Source organism: Vreelandella sp. V005 (genome assembly GCF_052645115.1).
This window is the reverse complement of the sequence record NZ_JBQXYA010000005.1, coordinates 131,186-147,649: the sequence shown is the minus strand read 5'-3', so window position 1 is coordinate 147,649 and position 16,464 is coordinate 131,186. Positions and strand designations below refer to the sequence as shown.

General features: G+C 51.6%; 17 protein-coding genes. 7 read left to right on the top strand and 10 right to left on the bottom strand.

Annotation, left to right across the window (positions count from 1 at the left end):
* Positions 1–7: 7 nt before the first annotated feature.
* The 4 genes from ACUN8H_RS13265 to ACUN8H_RS13250 all read left to right on the top strand — a co-directional run bounded on the left by ACUN8H_RS13265 (position 8) and on the right by ACUN8H_RS13250 (position 3,703).
* Entirely contained in the window at positions 8–490 is a 483-nt protein-coding gene (locus ACUN8H_RS13265; protein ID WP_445532550.1) for an FxsA family protein, read from the top strand.
* Between the two features lie 234 nt (positions 491–724).
* Positions 725–1,018, top strand: a complete 294-nt coding sequence (locus tag ACUN8H_RS13260; protein WP_290702594.1) for a co-chaperone GroES — start codon at positions 725–727, stop codon at positions 1,016–1,018.
* An 84-nt stretch (positions 1,019–1,102) separates the two neighbouring features.
* Entirely contained in the window at positions 1,103–2,746 is a 1,644-nt protein-coding gene (groL, locus tag ACUN8H_RS13255) for a chaperonin GroEL (protein ID WP_445532549.1), read from the top strand.
* A 222-nt stretch (positions 2,747–2,968) separates the two neighbouring features.
* Positions 2,969–3,703, top strand: coding sequence for an RNA methyltransferase (locus ACUN8H_RS13250; protein ID WP_445532548.1), 735 nt, complete (start codon positions 2,969–2,971; stop codon positions 3,701–3,703).
* Positions 3,704–3,798: 95 nt separating this feature from the next.
* On the opposite strand, the gene ACUN8H_RS13245 is transcribed toward ACUN8H_RS13250, so the two are convergent.
* Positions 3,799–5,136, bottom strand: coding sequence for a Na+/H+ antiporter family protein (locus ACUN8H_RS13245; protein ID WP_445532547.1), 1,338 nt, complete (start codon positions 5,134–5,136; stop codon positions 3,799–3,801).
* A gap of 284 nt (positions 5,137–5,420) precedes the next feature.
* Between ACUN8H_RS13245 and ACUN8H_RS13240 the strand changes: the two genes are divergently transcribed.
* A complete protein-coding gene (locus tag ACUN8H_RS13240; RefSeq protein ID WP_445532546.1) occupies positions 5,421–6,629 on the top strand; it encodes an MFS transporter in 1,209 nt (402 codons plus the stop codon).
* 160 nt (positions 6,630–6,789) lie between these two features.
* The gene (locus ACUN8H_RS13235) at positions 6,790–7,239 is read left to right on the top strand and encodes an ion channel (protein ID WP_445532545.1); all 450 of its coding nucleotides are present in this window, start codon (positions 6,790–6,792) and stop codon (positions 7,237–7,239) included.
* A 16-nt stretch (positions 7,240–7,255) separates the two neighbouring features.
* Here ACUN8H_RS13235 and ACUN8H_RS13230 read toward each other — a convergent pair whose 3' ends face one another.
* Genes ACUN8H_RS13230 through ACUN8H_RS13220 form a run of 3 tightly spaced genes read right to left on the bottom strand, consistent with a single transcriptional unit; the run spans position 7,256 to position 9,950 of the window.
* Entirely contained in the window at positions 7,256–8,179 is a 924-nt protein-coding gene (locus ACUN8H_RS13230) for a metal ABC transporter permease (RefSeq protein WP_445532623.1), read from the bottom strand.
* 16 nt (positions 8,180–8,195) lie between these two features.
* Positions 8,196–9,023: a metal ABC transporter ATP-binding protein gene (locus ACUN8H_RS13225; protein WP_445532544.1), complete on the bottom strand. Its 828-nt coding sequence runs from the start codon at positions 9,021–9,023 to the stop codon at positions 8,196–8,198.
* Positions 9,024–9,029: 6 nt separating this feature from the next.
* A complete protein-coding gene (locus tag ACUN8H_RS13220; protein ID WP_445532543.1) occupies positions 9,030–9,950 on the bottom strand; it encodes a metal ABC transporter substrate-binding protein in 921 nt (306 codons plus the stop codon).
* Between the two features lie 156 nt (positions 9,951–10,106).
* Between ACUN8H_RS13220 and mntR the strand changes: the two genes are divergently transcribed.
* On the top strand, positions 10,107–10,583 hold the full coding sequence (mntR, locus tag ACUN8H_RS13215; protein WP_445532542.1) for a manganese-binding transcriptional regulator MntR: 477 nt from the start codon (positions 10,107–10,109) through the stop codon (positions 10,581–10,583).
* A 20-nt stretch (positions 10,584–10,603) separates the two neighbouring features.
* On the opposite strand, the gene ACUN8H_RS13210 is transcribed toward mntR, so the two are convergent.
* The 6 genes from ACUN8H_RS13210 to ACUN8H_RS13185 all read right to left on the bottom strand — a co-directional run bounded on the left by ACUN8H_RS13210 (position 10,604) and on the right by ACUN8H_RS13185 (position 16,449).
* Entirely contained in the window at positions 10,604–11,323 is a 720-nt protein-coding gene (locus ACUN8H_RS13210; protein WP_445532541.1) for an RES family NAD+ phosphorylase, read from the bottom strand.
* Entirely contained in the window at positions 11,317–11,715 is a 399-nt protein-coding gene (locus ACUN8H_RS13205; RefSeq protein WP_445532540.1) for an antitoxin Xre-like helix-turn-helix domain-containing protein, read from the bottom strand. The genes ACUN8H_RS13210 and ACUN8H_RS13205 overlap by 7 nt, the downstream gene beginning before the upstream one ends.
* Before the next feature lie 88 nt (positions 11,716–11,803).
* Entirely contained in the window at positions 11,804–12,562 is a 759-nt protein-coding gene (locus tag ACUN8H_RS13200) for a DUF3750 domain-containing protein (protein WP_445532539.1), read from the bottom strand.
* 97 nt (positions 12,563–12,659) lie between these two features.
* On the bottom strand, positions 12,660–13,667 hold the full coding sequence (locus ACUN8H_RS13195) for a GGDEF domain-containing protein (protein WP_445532538.1): 1,008 nt from the start codon (positions 13,665–13,667) through the stop codon (positions 12,660–12,662).
* A 45-nt stretch (positions 13,668–13,712) separates the two neighbouring features.
* Positions 13,713–14,213: a hypothetical protein gene (locus ACUN8H_RS13190; protein WP_445532537.1), complete on the bottom strand. Its 501-nt coding sequence runs from the start codon at positions 14,211–14,213 to the stop codon at positions 13,713–13,715.
* A gap of 871 nt (positions 14,214–15,084) precedes the next feature.
* The gene (locus ACUN8H_RS13185; RefSeq protein ID WP_445532622.1) at positions 15,085–16,449 is read right to left on the bottom strand and encodes a GntR family transcriptional regulator; all 1,365 of its coding nucleotides are present in this window, start codon (positions 16,447–16,449) and stop codon (positions 15,085–15,087) included.
* Positions 16,450–16,464 lie beyond the last annotated feature (15 nt).

Genomic DNA, 16,464 nt, shown 5'->3' with positions numbered 1-16,464 from the left:
GCTAGTCATGCCCATACTGCTGTTTATCTCCCTGTTTACGCTACTTGATTTTGTAGTGCTTTTTTCGATCGGTAGTCAGATAGGGCTACTTACGACGCTCCTTTTAGTGCTGGGTACCGGTTTTGCGGGGCTGCATCTTATTCGTAAAGAAGGCGTATCGACCTTTGCGCGTGCGCGCCAACGCATGCAGGCTGGCGAGATCCCTTCGAGTGAACTGCTCACCGGAGCTGCGCTTATTTTTGGTGGTGCGCTACTCATGGCACCTGGCTTCTTATCCGACGCACTGGGCCTTGCCTGCCTGCTACCCAGCGCACGTCAATGGATGTTCAAAGCCCTTACATGGCTTGGATTGAAAAAAGTTGCCGCTCAGCAGCAAGCACCTTACACCTCTGCGTCCAGAGCTAACGACGACCGCCAGCAGCATTCCCAGAAAGAAGGGCCTATCGAGGGTGATTTTATTAGCCACGATGAACCGCAGCGGCGGCGCTAAAGCGTTGCCATGAAAGAATATCACTTAAAAAGCAATTTTTTATGCACCACCCCCTTGAAAGGCTAACCTCAGCCCCCATTTTTCATCCAGCATACAAATTCGGTAGCGATCTAGACGGTAGCTGCCATTAACAAGGAAGACTGTGAGGTCTTCGCTTCTCGTGGGTTAGTCTCTCGAGAATATATTTAAGCTAACCGCCCTACTTGGGCTTCAACCTTACTTAGGAGAACGTGAATGAATATCCGTCCTTTGCACGATCGTGTCATCGTCCGTCGCGTTGAAGAAGAGCAGAAAACTGCAGGCGGCATCGTGCTTCCGGGCAATGCAGCAGAAAAACCGACACGCGGTGAAGTGCTTGCTGTTGGTAATGGACGCATTCTGGAAAACGGCGATGTACGCCCCCTGGACGTTAAAGTTGGCGATAACGTGATCTTTAAAGATGGCTATGGCGTCGAGAAACAAAAAATCGACGGCGAAGAAGTCTTGATCATGAGCGAAGCCGATATTCTCGCAGTTGTTGAAGGCTAACTTTCTTCGCAGCTCACGCTATTAAGGTGAGCGCCTCGAGTATTGACTTTCACGTTTTTGCATTCAATTTAGGAAGCAGCAGATATGTCAGCTAAACAAGTTAAATTTTCAGATGATGCACGCAAACGCATGGCGCGCGGTGTTGACGTTCTAGCCAATGCGGTAAAAGTAACCCTCGGCCCGAAAGGCCGTAATGTGGTACTGGAAAAGTCTTTTGGCTCACCCACCGTCACTAAAGACGGCGTGTCTGTCGCCAAAGAGATCGAACTAAAAGACAAGTTCGAAAACATGGGCGCCCAGATGGTGAAAGAAGTGGCTTCACAGACTTCTGACGCTGCTGGTGACGGCACCACCACGGCTACCGTTCTGGCGCAAGCTATTATTGCTGAAGGCCTGAAAGGCGTGACCGCAGGCATGAACCCGATGGATCTGAAGCGCGGTATCGACCAAGCGGTCGCTGCGGCAGTGAAAGAGATCCAGGCAATGTCTGTACCCTGCACCGATACGAAGTCTATCGCTCAGGTAGGCACAATCTCTGCCAACGGCGACAAACGCATTGGTGAGATCATCGCTGAAGCGATGGAAAAAGTCGGTAAAGAAGGCGTCATCACCGTTGATGAAGGCCGTGGCTTTGAAGACGAGCTGGAAGTGGTCGAAGGCATGCAGTTCGACCGCGGCTACCTGTCTCCTTACTTCGTGACTAACCAGGACACCATGACGGTTGAACTGGAAGATCCTTACATCCTGCTAGTGGATAAAAAGATCTCCAACATCCGTGAGTTGCTGCCGGTACTGGAAGCTGTTGCCAAGCAAGGCAAGCCGCTGGCCATCATTGCTGAAGACATCGAAGGCGAAGCGCTTGCAACGTTGGTAGTCAACAACATGCGCGGCATCGTTAAAGTCGCTGCTGCTAAAGCACCTGGCTTCGGCGACCGTCGTAAGTCCATGCTGCAGGATATCGCTATCCTGACTAACGGTACGGTTATTTCTGAAGAAGTTGGCCTGACGCTTGAGCAAGCGAACCTGGATCACCTGGGTACTGCTAAGCGCATGACCATGTCTAAAGAAAACACCACTATCATTGATGGCGCTGGCGCAGAAGGCGATATCGAAGCACGCGTTAACCAGATCCGCGCGCAAATCGAAGACACCTCTTCTGACTACGACAAAGAGAAGCTGCAAGAGCGCGTAGCCAAACTGGCAGGCGGTGTTGCCGTTATCCGCGTCGGTGCTGCCACCGAAGTGGAAATGAAAGAGAAAAAAGCCCGCGTTGAAGACGCCCTGCACTCTACTCGTGCAGCCGTTGAAGAAGGCGTAGTGCCTGGTGGTGGTACTGCACTCGTTCGCGTTATGGCCAAAGTACAAGGCCTTACCGGTGAGAACGAAGACCAGAACCACGGTATCAACATGGCGCTTCGCGCTATGCAGTCACCGCTGCGTCAAATCGTTGCTAACGCCGGTGAAGAGCCCGCCGTTGTCATTAACCGTGTTAAAGATGAAACCGGCAACTTCGGTTACAACGCCCAAACGGGTGAATTTGGCGACCTGTTCGAAATGGGCGTTCTAGATCCGGCTAAAGTGACCCGTACTGCCCTGCAGTCCGCTGGTTCGGTTGCTGGTCTGATGATCACCACTGAGTGCATGATCGCTGAAGACCCGGAAGAGAAAGATTCCGCACCTGATATGGGTGGCATGGGCGGTATGGGTGGCATGGGCGGCATGATGTAATGCGCCCTGAGCCCTTTGCTCAAGACTGCTAGTTTTTGAGGCAGTCACCAACAACCCCGCCTTGTGCGGGGTTGTTGCGTCTGGAAAGCCTAAAATTTGCCATGGGTAAACCCAACTCCCCATCAGCACGCCCCTCACAAAGCGTTAACGTGCTACTATCAGCGCGCTTTTTTAAGCGACGAATTTTACACGCTTTGTTTTTAAATTAGTGGGCACACGTGCATGTTGCAGCATATTCGTATCGTACTCGTTCAAACCTTTCACCCGGGCAATATTGGCGCAGCCGCACGGGCAATGAAAACCATGGGCCTAACCGAGCTGGTGCTGGTCAACCCGCGTATGTTTCCCGATGAAGAAGCCACTCGTCTTTCCGCAGGGGCCACGGATGTGTTGGACAATGCACGGGTAGTGACAACACTGGAGGAAGCGGTTAACGACTGTGTTCAGGTGGTTGGCGCCAGCGCGCGTTTACGTAGCCTGCCTCTACCCCACTTTGACGAGCCCGATGACATGGCAGCGGACGTGATTCGAAACGCCCAAACGGCGCCGGTGGCACTGGTATTTGGCCGTGAACGTTCGGGGCTGACTAACGATGAAATACGCTGCTGCACGCATCAAGTCAGCATTCCGGCCAACCCCGATTACGGCATTCTGAATTTATCCCAAGCGGTGCAGATACTCGCTTACGAAGTGCATCGCGCTTGGCGTAAAGGAGAGAAAAGCGGCTTCAATTACCAGCGTCCGCTAGAGGCAACGCCGCCTAGCCGCGAACAGTTCCTACACTTTCAAGCACACCTTGGCCGCCTGATGCAGGAGAGCGGTTTTTTGACCCAGCCCCACGCTCGCACCGAAGAGCAGCTTCAAGCGCTTTTCGCCCGCGCCCAACCCAGCCGTAAAGAGCTGTCGCTGCTGCGGGGGCTTTTAAGTGCGTTTGAAGCCCACTTGCCTAAATCCTAGTATCGCGATTTTGCTCAACCTCCTCACGAAAAAGGGCAGCCTCTCGCTGCCCTTTCTCTTATCTACCACACGATGATGGCGTTTATCGCTCCACTTTACAGTGACATGGCTGCTAGCCAGCCAAACGCAATCAGCGGAATATTGTAATGCAAAAACGTGGGCACCACGCTGTCCCACATATGGTCGTGCTGACCATCCACGTTTAAGCCGGAGGTTGGCCCTAAGGTCGAGTCAGAAGCTGGCGAACCAGCATCGCCTAGCGCCGCAGCGGTGCCTACCAGTACCACGGTCGCCATGGGCGAGAAGCCAAACTGTACCGACAAAGGCACGAAAATGGCGGCGATAATAGGAATGGTGGAGAACGAAGAGCCAATCCCCAACGTAATGAACAAGCCCACCATCAGCATTACCAGTGCGGCTAAGCCACGATTATCACCAAACAGCGCAAAAGCCCCTTCTACAAGGGATTCAATATCCCCGGTGGCTTTCATTACTTCAGCGAAGCCCGCTGCAGAGATCATAATAAATCCAATCAGCGCCATCATGCGCATGCCGCTGGTAAACAGGTCATCCGCCTCGCGCCACTTAAAAATCCCACCCAGTGACAGCAAACCAATACCCACTAAGCCACCCACGATCATGGAGCCGGTATACAGCTGCAAGCCCAGTGCAGCCACAATGGCAATCCCCGACATCACCAGCCCTAGCGTATGCGGTTGTGCGGGCGTTTGCGCTTGATTCGCAGCTAACGCTTTATGAGCGTAATCACGCTGGCCACGATAGCTAAACAGTAGCGCCACCAACAGACCAATAGCCATCCCACCAACCGGTATTGCCATGGCCATGGGCACCATGCCACGGGTGATTTCAAGCCCTAGCGGCTCTCCGGCGCTGTTCAGGTTCGCCAGCAAGATATCGTTTAAAAAAATCGCGCCGAAACCTACCGGCAGCAGCATATAGGGGGCGGTTAAACCAAACGTCAACGCACAGGCCACTGCCCGGCGGTCTAACTTTAGGCGATTCATCACTGCCAAGAGCGGCGGAATGAGCACTGGAATAAACGCTATATGCACCGGAATCGCGTTCTGCGATGAAATGGCAACCATTAGCACCGCGACCAGCAACAGCATCTTCACTCGTGCTTGATGGGCGACCGTCGCTTCTTTCCCCAGCATGGTAATTAGCCGGTTAGCCAGCATATCGGGCAACCCAGAACGGGAGATCGCTACCGCAAAAGCGCCTAGCGTTGCATAAGCTAGCGCCACCTGCGCACCACCACCCACGCCCTCATTAAACGCGCTAAGCGTATCATCCAGCGAAAGACCACCTACCAGCCCCCCAACCAAAGCGCCCACCACCAGCGCAAAAACCACGGACACGCGAAGAAGCGACAGTGCCACCATAACGAGCACTGCAAGAATGACTGCATTCATGAAGATCCCTAAGCTATTAAGAGGCCTTTAACGGCAAAGGGGGCGGATTTTAGCAGATTCAAGAGGTAAACCTAAGATCGAACGGCTAACTTAAGCATATGCATTTTTAGAAGCACCGCCATTATCTAGATGCATGTTGCTTCTGCCTCGACTCACGCCTGTCGGCGATGGAATTATGTTAACGCGCTGAGGCAACCTGCTCTCCATTCGTATACTGCCGCTTCTAAACATTCACGACCCATGCGATAGTGAGCAATAGTAAGCCTGCAAATAAAGAGAACACCATGGCCCTCATGCGTCGCCACTCACTGTTATTGATTATTCTGGGAAGCTTAGTCATTTCCACTGCGATGGGCTTACGCCATGGCTTTGGGCTTTTTATGGAGCCGCTCAGCAGTGACCTGGGCTGGGGCCGTGGCGTTTTTGCCTTCGCGCTCGCGCTGCAAAACCTGGTTTGGGGGTTATCACAACCCTTTACCGGCGCGCTGGCTGACCGTTTTGGCGCGGCAAAGATCATCGTCGTTGGCGGCTTGCTCTACGCCTTGGGCCTACTGTTTATGAGCCTCTCCACCTCCGTGCTTGGCATGACGATAAGCGCCGGGCTGTTGATCGGTTTTGGTCTCTCTGGCACCACCTTTTCCGTTATTTTAGGTGCCGTTGGCCGCGCGGTGGCGCCGGAAAAGCGCAGCATGGCGATGGGTGTTGTTAGCGCCGCGGGCTCATTCGGCCAATTTGCCATGCTGCCCGGTACGCTGGGGCTGTTAGAGTGGTTTGGCTGGGCGGCCGCCCTGTTGGCGATGGCGGCGATCGCTACGGTCATCATTCCATTGGGTGCCATGCTCCGCGACAAGCCCTCCGCTAAGTCGGCGACCGACTTAAGCCTAAAAGACGCCCTCAATGAAGCCGCCGCTCAAAAAGGGTTTTGGTTACTCTGCTTAGGCTTTTTTGTTTGTGGCTTTCAAGTGGTTTTCATTGCCGTTCACCTGCCCGGCTACCTCTTCGATAAGGGTCTAGCGGTGCAAGTTGGAACGACAGTCTTAGCGCTAGTAGGTCTATTTAATATTGTTGGTACTTATACTGCGGGGTGGATGGGGGGCATTTGGTCCAAGCCTAAACTGCTCACCTGGCTCTATTTGATTCGTGGCGTCGTCATAACCGCATTCGTTTATATGCCGTTAAGCCCGGCTAGCGCGTATCTATTCGGTATCGTGATGGGGTTATTATGGCTCTCTACCGTGCCGCTCACCAATGGCATCGTGGCTTCAGTATTCGGCGTTCGCCACCTCTCCATGCTCGGGGGAATCGTTTTTCTGTTTCACCAACTCGGCTCGTTTATGGGCGTCTGGCTAGGCGGCTACTTGTACGACCTGACGGGCCATTACAATACGGTCTGGCAAATTGCGATTGTGCTCTCGGTAGTGGCCGCTGCCCTGCATTGGTTTATTAATGAAAAGCCGCTAGCGCGCGCGCATCACACCACGGTCTCGCCATGATTTCCCATGTTTTAATCAAAACCATCACAGCGCTTCTGCTGCTCACTTGCTTGATGTTCGCATGGTGGGGCTGGCAGCATGCGGACGCAACCCTTCTACTGATAGGCACCCGTTTATGCTAAGCACTGCTATTGATCAGGTAAAGTGACAACGCGTTAAGATGGCTATTCCCTACCCCGAGCATATGACGGTCGTTGTCACTACGTTCGTTATCGTCGTTGCGGCAGTACTTCTGCACTATGAAGCGCTTTGGGTCATTTCACGTCAAATAGAGAAGTCGAAGCAATCGCACCGGCACCGCATTTTGGGAATGGCGTTTGGCGTCATAATGACGCACATTGTCGAAATTTGGCTGTTCGGTGTCACTGGCTGGTGGCTTATCGAACAATTAGGTATCGGCGCCTTAAAAGGTTACGACAGCTTTAACGTGCTGGACCACATCTACTTCTCTGCGGTTACCTATACCACCGTAGGCTATGGCGATATCTACGCCACCGGACCGGTTCGCTTTTTATACGGCACGCTGTCCTTAACCGGTTTTGTATTAATTACCTGGTCGGCCTCTTTCACCTTTATAGAAATGCAAAAGCACTGGCGGGTAGGAAGGTAACCAACAACGCGCTGGGTCAGCCGATCTGACGATGGCGCCAAAAGCGTACCAGAACGCCTTGCTTGGGCGAGAAGAGCAGCGCCATAAAGAACCAGCTGGTGGCCACCAGTACAATCGTGCCGCCAGAGGCTACATCTAGCACTACTGAAAGCCATAGCCCTATCACCGCAGAACTCACACCCACCCCTACTGAAATCAGCATCATGGTTTTGAAGCGGTCCGTCAGTAGATGCGCCGTAGCGCCTGGGGTAATCAGCATGGCCACTACTAGAATAATACCCACCGTTTCTAAACTCGCCACGATAGTGAGGGTTAACAGCAAGATCAAACCGTAGTGAATCACACTGGTATTAAAGCCTAGCGCCTGGGCCTGCTGAGGGTCGAAGGCATAAAGCAACAGCGGCCGATAAGCGAGCCACACCACGATTAGCGCAATCAGGCTGGCAACGAGTGTTAGCAATAACGCCGACTGCTGAACGCCCAATACGTTACCGAACAGGATATGCATGAGATGGGTACTTGAAGCGATTTTACTAATAATCACAATGCCCAGTGCAAATGCACCGGTAAACATCAAGCCCATGGCGGCATCGGATTTGATTCTCGTATGACGCTCGATCGCGCCAATGCCCACCGATGTCAGCGCGCCGGTGATAAAGGCGCCGATAAAGAATGGCCAACCTAATAGATAGGCAATCGCGACGCCGGGCAACACTGCGTGGGAAATCGCATCACCTAACAGCGACCAACGCTTAAGCACTACGTAACATGACAAGACGCCACAGATAGCCCCGACCAACACCGAAGTCAGTAAAGCACGCTGCATGAAAGCATATTGAAAGGCATCCGAAATACTAGCTGGCAATAGATTAACCATCACCATCAGTGCAGCCATCAGCCAATTCACCAAGATATCGCCGAATAGGCTAAGTATTGCCATTAATTCTGCCACGTTGTTACCCCTGCGCTACCGTAAAAGATGACGCTTTATAGGCCGACACGTCGTCCGCTGATTGCTCGGTAGAACTCACCGCCAACTCTGCCAACTTGGCATCGCTGAGCATTTCATCAGGAGCGCCCACCCCACGAATAAAACGGTTGATCAGCACCACGTGATCAACGTGGCGACGAGCACCGGGCATATCGTGAGTGACCATAATGACGGTCTTCCCGGCCTCTCGCTCTCTCGCCAGCACGTCTAAAATCAACCGCTCACTAGGGGGGTCAACGCCCGCTAACGGCTCATCTAGCAACAAAATATTAGCCTGTTGAGCAAGCGTGCGAGCCAGTAGAACACGTTTTTTCTGGCCGCCGGAAAGCGCCCCAATCGGGCGTTTAGCCAGCGCCAACATATCCACCGCCTCCAACGCTCGATGCACGGCTTCGCCATGGCGAAGATCGTACCAACGGGCAGGCAGCAGGCGACGCCATAAGGGATCGTGGCGCATATGGCCGTAGCGGCCTCCCATCACGGTTTCCCATACCGATACCGGAAAATCCCACTCAATCGCTTCGCGCTGAGCCATATAAGCGATATGCCCCGCTTTACGGTGCGTCATAATGGGCTCACCAAACGCCTGCACACTGCCCCGCAACGCCTTCATGCTACCGGTGAGCACATGAAAAAGCGTCGATTTACCTGCCCCATTAGGGCCTACAATGGCGGTCCACTTTCCGGCCGGAAATTGCAGGTTAATGTTTTCAAGTACAGGCTGGCGCTGATAGGCCGCATAGAGATTTTTTATATCAATCGCAACGGGTGTATCGCCAAAGGTAGTTGCCATCGCTATTTACTCGGTTGCCAATGTTTGACGCAACAGTTCAACGTTGTGGCGCATCATGGTGAAATAGTCACCCGCTTCACCATCGGGTTCGCTCAATGAGTCCACATAAAGAGGCCCCGCCACTTTCACTCCCGTATCCCGCGCCAGACTGGTCACGTGACGGTCAGAAATAGTGCTTTCCCAAAACAAAGCGGCGGGTTGGCGTTCATTTATCATATCCACCACGCGCATGAGCTGGCGAGGCGATCCCTCGGTTTCGGCATTAGTGCCCCAAATGCCATCATGGTCGAATTGATAGGCATCAGAGAAATAGAGAAAGGCCGCTTCGCTGCTAAGCAGCACCCGGCGCTCTTCTGGAATGCTGCTCAAGCGCTCTTGAAGCTCGCTGTGTAACGCATCTAATTCGGTCGTTAATGAACGGGCTCGTGCCTCGAAATCCTCGGCTTCCCCGGGCAGGACCTTGGCCAACTGATCGGCAATAACCTGGACATAGGCCGACGCCGCGCGGGGGTCCATCCATAAATGCGGGTCGGTATCGCCTTCCAAGTCACCGGTGACAATGGATTGGGTGGGGTAACCGGACGCTTCAGCGACCGCCATCAGAGGAACGCCTTCTAAGACAGTCGCCTCTACTTGAGGCATCCACTGCTCAAGCTGATAGCCGTTATAAAAAACGGCATCGGCGTTTTCCAGCGCGGCGAAATTACTCGGCGTTAACTCCCATTCATGTACTTCAGCGCCAATCGGTGTGAGTACCGATACATTGGCGTCCTCGCCCGCTACGCGCGCTACCAAGTCACCCAGCACAGAAAAAGTCACGGCAACCTCAATAGGGGATGATGCACCCTGCTCTTCGTTAGCAGTGACCATGGCAGCAATTAGCCAAAGCGGTAGGCTTAACGCCATACCTAGATTGCGCTTGTTCATTGCCTCTCCTTCTGTGTTGCCAATAAGTAGACTGTAGCTCAACAAAAAAGCTTTGTGCAAACAGTTTAGCCTTGGCTAACAATGTTTCGCAAAAATACGCTACTATCCCAGCTCCTATCCAATGATTGTTACCACTGCTTCCGATATAATTTACCAATGACTGATTCTAATCCGAACGCTCCCTTAAACGCCCCGAGCATTCCTGGTGATGCCCTGCCGCCCGTGGAGCAGCACGCACAGCAGTATGCAACGGTACGTAATGCCCATGAAACCGAGCTGATTGAAGACTACGTTGAGCTGATTGGTGATTTATTAGCACACCGTGGTGAAGCGCGCGCAGCCGACATCGCCAACCGTATGGCGGTCAGTCAGGCAACCGTCTCAAAAATGATCAGGCGTTTAAATGAGCTTGAATTGGTCACTAGCAAGCCCTACCGCTCTCTATTTTTGACCGAGGCAGGTCAAAAGATGGCGGAAACGTCACGAGCCCGGCACGATATCGTCTTACATTTCTTGCGAGCACTTGGGGTCAACGACGCCACTGCGCGCATTGATGCTGAAGGCATGGAGCATCATGTTAGCGATGAAACGCTCGCGATTATGCAACGCTTTACCGAACAGCATCAGAAGTAGCCTCTAACAGCGTTGATGCCTCAATCGTGCCTATGGCCATCAAAGCGATGAGGGTAAGAGCGCAAATGGTTGACCTGAGTGATAGCACCGTTCCAGATCATCTCCAAATGCGATGTCTGGATAATGTCGGTCACGCTACGTGGCGTCATTAGCGCCCAGCAGCGAGCGCCTGGATAGCGGACAGAGTGATAGCGGAGTCCCCCACTTCGCTTTCGTATGCTGGCGCCGAACGGCTGTGACACCGAGTAATCATCGGGCTTATAAACGGCGTGCTCAATCGGTAATGCCTGCGCATCGGTTAAATCCGCCTCATTAAAGATGCCCTTTAAACCACGAAAGACAAACCGTTCGTAGTGCAATCCTGGCACTTTCTCCCAGTACACTTGCTGGTGGTACGTTACCTCGGCAATGGCGGTTTCTAGCCTATCGGCAAAGTAGAGCACACCGAAATTACCACCGCTAAAGCGGGAGCCTTGTGGGTTTACATGGGTAAACGGCGCAACCGCATATGAGCAGCCACGTATTCCAAAAGGAATCTGTTCCGGTGGTAGTAGCGCTAAGTTACCCACTTCATTTTGTAGACGTGGATTCGTTAATGCCTGAAGCGCATGTAGCGCCAGAAACTCATCGGCACTAGCTACATCATCAAACAGGTCAATAGGCGGGAACTTACTATTGACCAACCGATAGCCTGTCACTTCTCGCGGGGGTAACTGGGGCAGGTCAATATCGTTTACCACTGGCTTCCCCGCAGGCTATCGATGCGCTTAAACGTTTCATAGAGCGCGGCGAAGTCACCTGACCCCATTATTTCCAGCGGCGTGCGGCCATTAAAGTAAGGATTATGATTTATCATATTCACGAAACCATAAAGGTTTTCAGGGTTATCAAACAACATACGCAGGGCGGCATGAATATTGAGCACATAGCTAACGCGGGTAAGCTGATCGCTATCTAACTTAATCTCAGCCAAGTCACTTCGCCGCGCCCGAGCATAAGTACTGTGAGAGACACGCAAAATGGCTTCGCCCTGCTCACCAGACGCTCGCCATTTATCTAGAATGCGTACCGCCGCCTTTAAACCCGCCGCAGCCGCCCGCTTATTTTGAGTCATATCGATGGCTGGTTGCATACTTCCCCCTTCGCTCTATATTTACAAATACTAAATCCTTATAAAAGTATCTGCAAATTTAGATTACATGCCATTATCATTGACGCAGTTAGCTTCCCAATACCTTAGCGGGCATTCCAAGCCGACCTATGCCGGGTAGCTTCAGAGCAGGCCGCATTAAGTCAATCCCAAAGCTCAAGCCGAGAACGTTAATTTCAAAACCCTCTTCCAACGCCAGCATTATACCGACCACTCCCCCCAACGAGAGCTGGTAGCCGGTGCCACTGGGTGCGGCGGCTAAGACGCCGTTGAAAATATAGTCCTTACCGATTGCGGTGACGGGCAGTGTTACCTCAAATCCTGGCACTTCACGAATTATCCAGGCAATAAAGCTGTTGCTGTTAGGCCCAGGCCACACACGGTAGAGGTCGGCTTGCGGGTAGTTGGCGGCAGCCGTTTCTATTTGAGGTATTAACTGTGCCGCGGCATCACCGCGATAATCTGCCAGCAGCGTCGGGGGGTTACCAAACCAGGCACGATCAGGTGTATCGATAGAAGACACCACGGTGGGACGACGCCAGCTCAACACCTGATGCAGCCGGTAGCTATCGGCACCTTCTGCTTTCGTCGCGATCCAGATATGTTCACCAAATGCCCCACGCCAATGGTACGCGCGGGCAGAATAGACCTGTACTACAGCTTCGGCATTCGCAGCTGGAGCCGGTGCGATCCCAGCAGAACTGCGATCTAGAGAGGACCAGTGCCCATTAGTGTTGACTTGGTTACTAGCCAAGAGCCAAACAGGCCCTGCTAGCAACAGCGCTAAAAGCGCGACGAGAGTGAGCAGCCATCGCAGCAGCATTTTCATTGCGTTATCCAAAGCCAAGAGATAACTGTTAGTACCGCGATAGCAGGTTGGACGCAAGCGCTACTTCAAGTAGCCAAGAAGCATTAACTTCCGATCATTAAGGTATTAGCGCAAGAGAAGCACTCTCTATCCGGTTGCGGCCATTGCGCTTAGCGCCCAATAGCAAATGATCCGCACGATTGATCAGCTCGTTAATCGTTTTATCATTACGCCTTAGCGTCGCAATACCAACACTGATAGAAAGGTTAGCGCCCTGCAACGTACTTCTTAATCGCTCAGCAATCGCACGCGCTCCTTGGAGATCCGTTTCGGGCAATACGATGATAAATTCATCCCCGCCATAGCGACCGATCAAATCACAGTCGCGAACCGTAGTTTGTATTGCGCTGGCTACCGCTTGCAATGCCTGATCACCCGCTTCGTGTCCCTCCTCATCATTGATTGATTTAAAGTGATCAATATCGAGCATTAGCAGGCCGAGCGATAAACCATAACGTTGAACCCGTTTAAACTCAGTCGTCGCCATTTCAAGCAGGTGGCGGCGGTTATACGTTTCTGTGAGCCAATCATGCGTTGCTAAATAACTCAATTGACGATTAATGGTCGTCAATTCATCTGTGCGCTCTATTACCTGGCGCTCTATCTCTGCTTCAAAAGAATGAGAGGCTATCGAACAATTATCGCTGCTAACACCATGGCCAATGCAGAGCAGATGGGTGATAACGCCACCATGACTTCGAATGGGCTTGATTAGAGCCGGAGAGCCGCTCCACTGATGTTCGGCGCCGCTATTTTCACGCGCCGTTTCGTAATGGATCGGCACGCCTTCTGCCACGCAGCGAGCGCAATTTACAGTCAACTCATCACATAGAAAAGCAGGAAACAGGCGACTCAGGTGTTGTCCCTCGCCTATGTTATGGCTACTCAACAAGGCTTTCTGTGCGGGATTGACTGCCTCAACGATGACATTACCTGCCGCCTCAATACGAACAATCATCATGGGCACAGGATAGAAATCCCACAGGAATTGCATCGTTGAAGCTGCGTCATCGTCAATATTACTCAAAAAATCGAGGCGGTCCGTCATTGGCATGGTCATCGACATGCTCTCCTAAACGTAAATAGAGACAAACAAAAAGCCATGGCACTTTTAAGAAGCACAACCCAGATCATGAAACGCTAATTTCCATTGCTCACGACACTCTTTTAGCACGCGATACTCACTATTTTTTTGTTTTACGAACATGGCTAAAAGCTGGCGTAACTCAGGTGCAGCATTGATTTTCAATAGCCTGCCAAACATCAAGCAAGATGCTTTAGCCGCCTGTTCAGCATCAATAAGAAGCTGCCTACCTCTATTCTCATCCACCACAAAAAAGTGTCTGCTATTTTTGTGGCTAGAGGGAATATCCATTAGCTTGCTACTATTTAAAGGCAGATCAAACGCCATCTGCGCTGCCACCTCTTTTAAGTTATTAAGCCGATACTCACACTCTATACCGATAGCGTTCATCAACTGGCTAACGGGGGAATCAAAAGTTAAAAAACAAAGGGTTAAGCTACGATAACGACACAGCTCCTGAGCCTCCTGTGAATATGCTAAGGAGAGTTGGTCCTGCGGTAGAGAATTAAGTGCTGTTGCGCTAGCCATCGGTAAAGCCCTCTAGGGGTTTAGTACAAAACCCAATGCCACGAGAAAGTGAAAGGGGGATTCTAGACGGAAAAAAAGTTCATTTACTATGATATATGTTAGCAATTCAACCATAGGAAAAAGTTAATCTTAATCAAACAATACTGACTATTTATTATAATGGTCAAAGTGATAATTTAGAGCTATATTCACTTCATTACATATATCTTAAGACTAAGAAGAATACATTAAAAAAGTAATTAATTAATCCGCTCCAATCTAATACAAAAACATTCGCTGCTTTTCAAAGAGCTAAACTTTAAATGGCACTGTATTAGGAAATATGAAATACAAGTCAAATTTCGTTCATGCGGCAGCAAAGTCGTCGTCTATCCACTGCGTCGTGCTGCTTTTCCGCCTTTAACGCAATAGGTAATTAACTGAAAGGAGGGGAAAGGAGGGGGTATGCGCGAGCAGAATAGGGCAAGAGGAATGCAGCTCTAGGTAAGAGAAGAGGCAGTAGAAGAAGATATAGTAAAAATTGTCGTTTTCACTTCAACTTGGCATAAGCTCAACGAGAAAACAGAGACTTATAGTCTTTTTTTCATCTAACTTGGCATAAGCTCTCCACAATAACTTGGCATAAAATCAAACGACCGTTCGCTAGCGTAGGGAAATAACGTTCTTTTATTGCAAAAAATAATATTAAGACGTTTTCAGACAAAGCTATATAGGATGATCTTCACTACAGAACTCGTCATCCTTCATTAATAACCGGGACGATAGGTTGAGCTATCAAGCTACAATGCTGTGACTCGTGTGTTTTATGCGGAAGGCGCTCAACTGCTTGGCAAACACAAGCAACGGTATGATGCGGTCGTTGTCCAGAGCCTCAGGCCGCGATAGCTCCAGTCGCCAGAGCTTGCTCTGTTCCGCCCCATAGATGGTCAAAGAGAACTTTTTGGGCTCCTTCAACATCTCGCTGTAGAGCAAACTGGTAGAGCGCTTGGTGTTCGTCAGCGGCGATGCGACCTCGATAGGACATCGCGATGAGTTGATAGCGTAAATACTTGTCGAAAACGGCGTTATGAAGCTGCATCAGTGTTTGAGAACCGCAAGCAGAAATCAATGCTTGATGAAACTGCCAATCATATTGCTTCCATAGGTTGACGAGTTGGCGTTCGCCGCTTGCCATTTTCGCTTCCATAGTGGCAAGTTTATGGTAGGCAGCCACTACTCTTGCCTCCCATTCCATGTCTCCTGTTGCGAAGGAGTCCGCCAAAGCTTGGTTCTCAACCAGAAGACGTAATTCGGCTAACTCGCGTATGTTTTGAGTCGATACCGTAGCCACTTCAAAACCGCGCTGTCCTTCGGCAATAACGAATCCTTCTGACGCTAGACGATTGAGCACTTCGCGAAGTGTGGCCACGCTTGTTCCATAGTCGTCTCGCAAGTTGCTCAACTTCAACTTCTTTCCGGGTTCGAGCTTGCCCCCAATGATATCAGCGCGTATACGTCGCCAGGCCGTTTCGCTAACCGATATCAGTGCCTCTGGCTTGGCCCGCATCCCGTAGTAGGAAGAAGGAGACTCCACATCGCCGGAGGACAATTGCCCACTCGCCAACGTGTGCGTTACGCAGGCCGAAATATGCTGGTGTAGTATGCCTCTGGCGCGATTTGCATCACGCCCCAAGGCTGCTTCAAGCAGCATGCGGTGCTCCTGCGCCGCTGGCTCGCCACGGAAGATGACAGCAATGATCTGATAACGCTGGTAACGATCGAAGATAGCGCCATAAGCTTGGAGTAGTTCTGCTGAGCCACAGGCGGAAACCAACGTGTGGTGAAATTCACGGTCATAATATTTCCATTCGGCACTGCGACTGGTATCACCACTCAACATTAAGCGCTCCATGGACTCAAGCTTGTGATAAGCGCCCACTACACGCCCTTCCCATTCCAGATCACCTTTACGAAACGCCTCACGCAGCGCATAACCTTCTAACAATTCGCGTAAGGCCGCGAGCTGCTGAAATTCCTTCTGGGTGACCGCGGCCACTTCAAAGCCTCGCTGACCTTCAAAATGAACCAGGCCTTCGGCTGATAGGCGGTATAGCGTCTCGCGCAACGTACTGACACTCGCTGAGTAACGGTCCTTCAATGCCTCAGGGCGCAGCCGAGATCGCGGCGCCAATTGACCACCGATAATGTCACTGCGAATGGACCGGTAAGCGCTTTCGCCCGCCGTTTCTTGTGGCACAGATAACAAGGACTC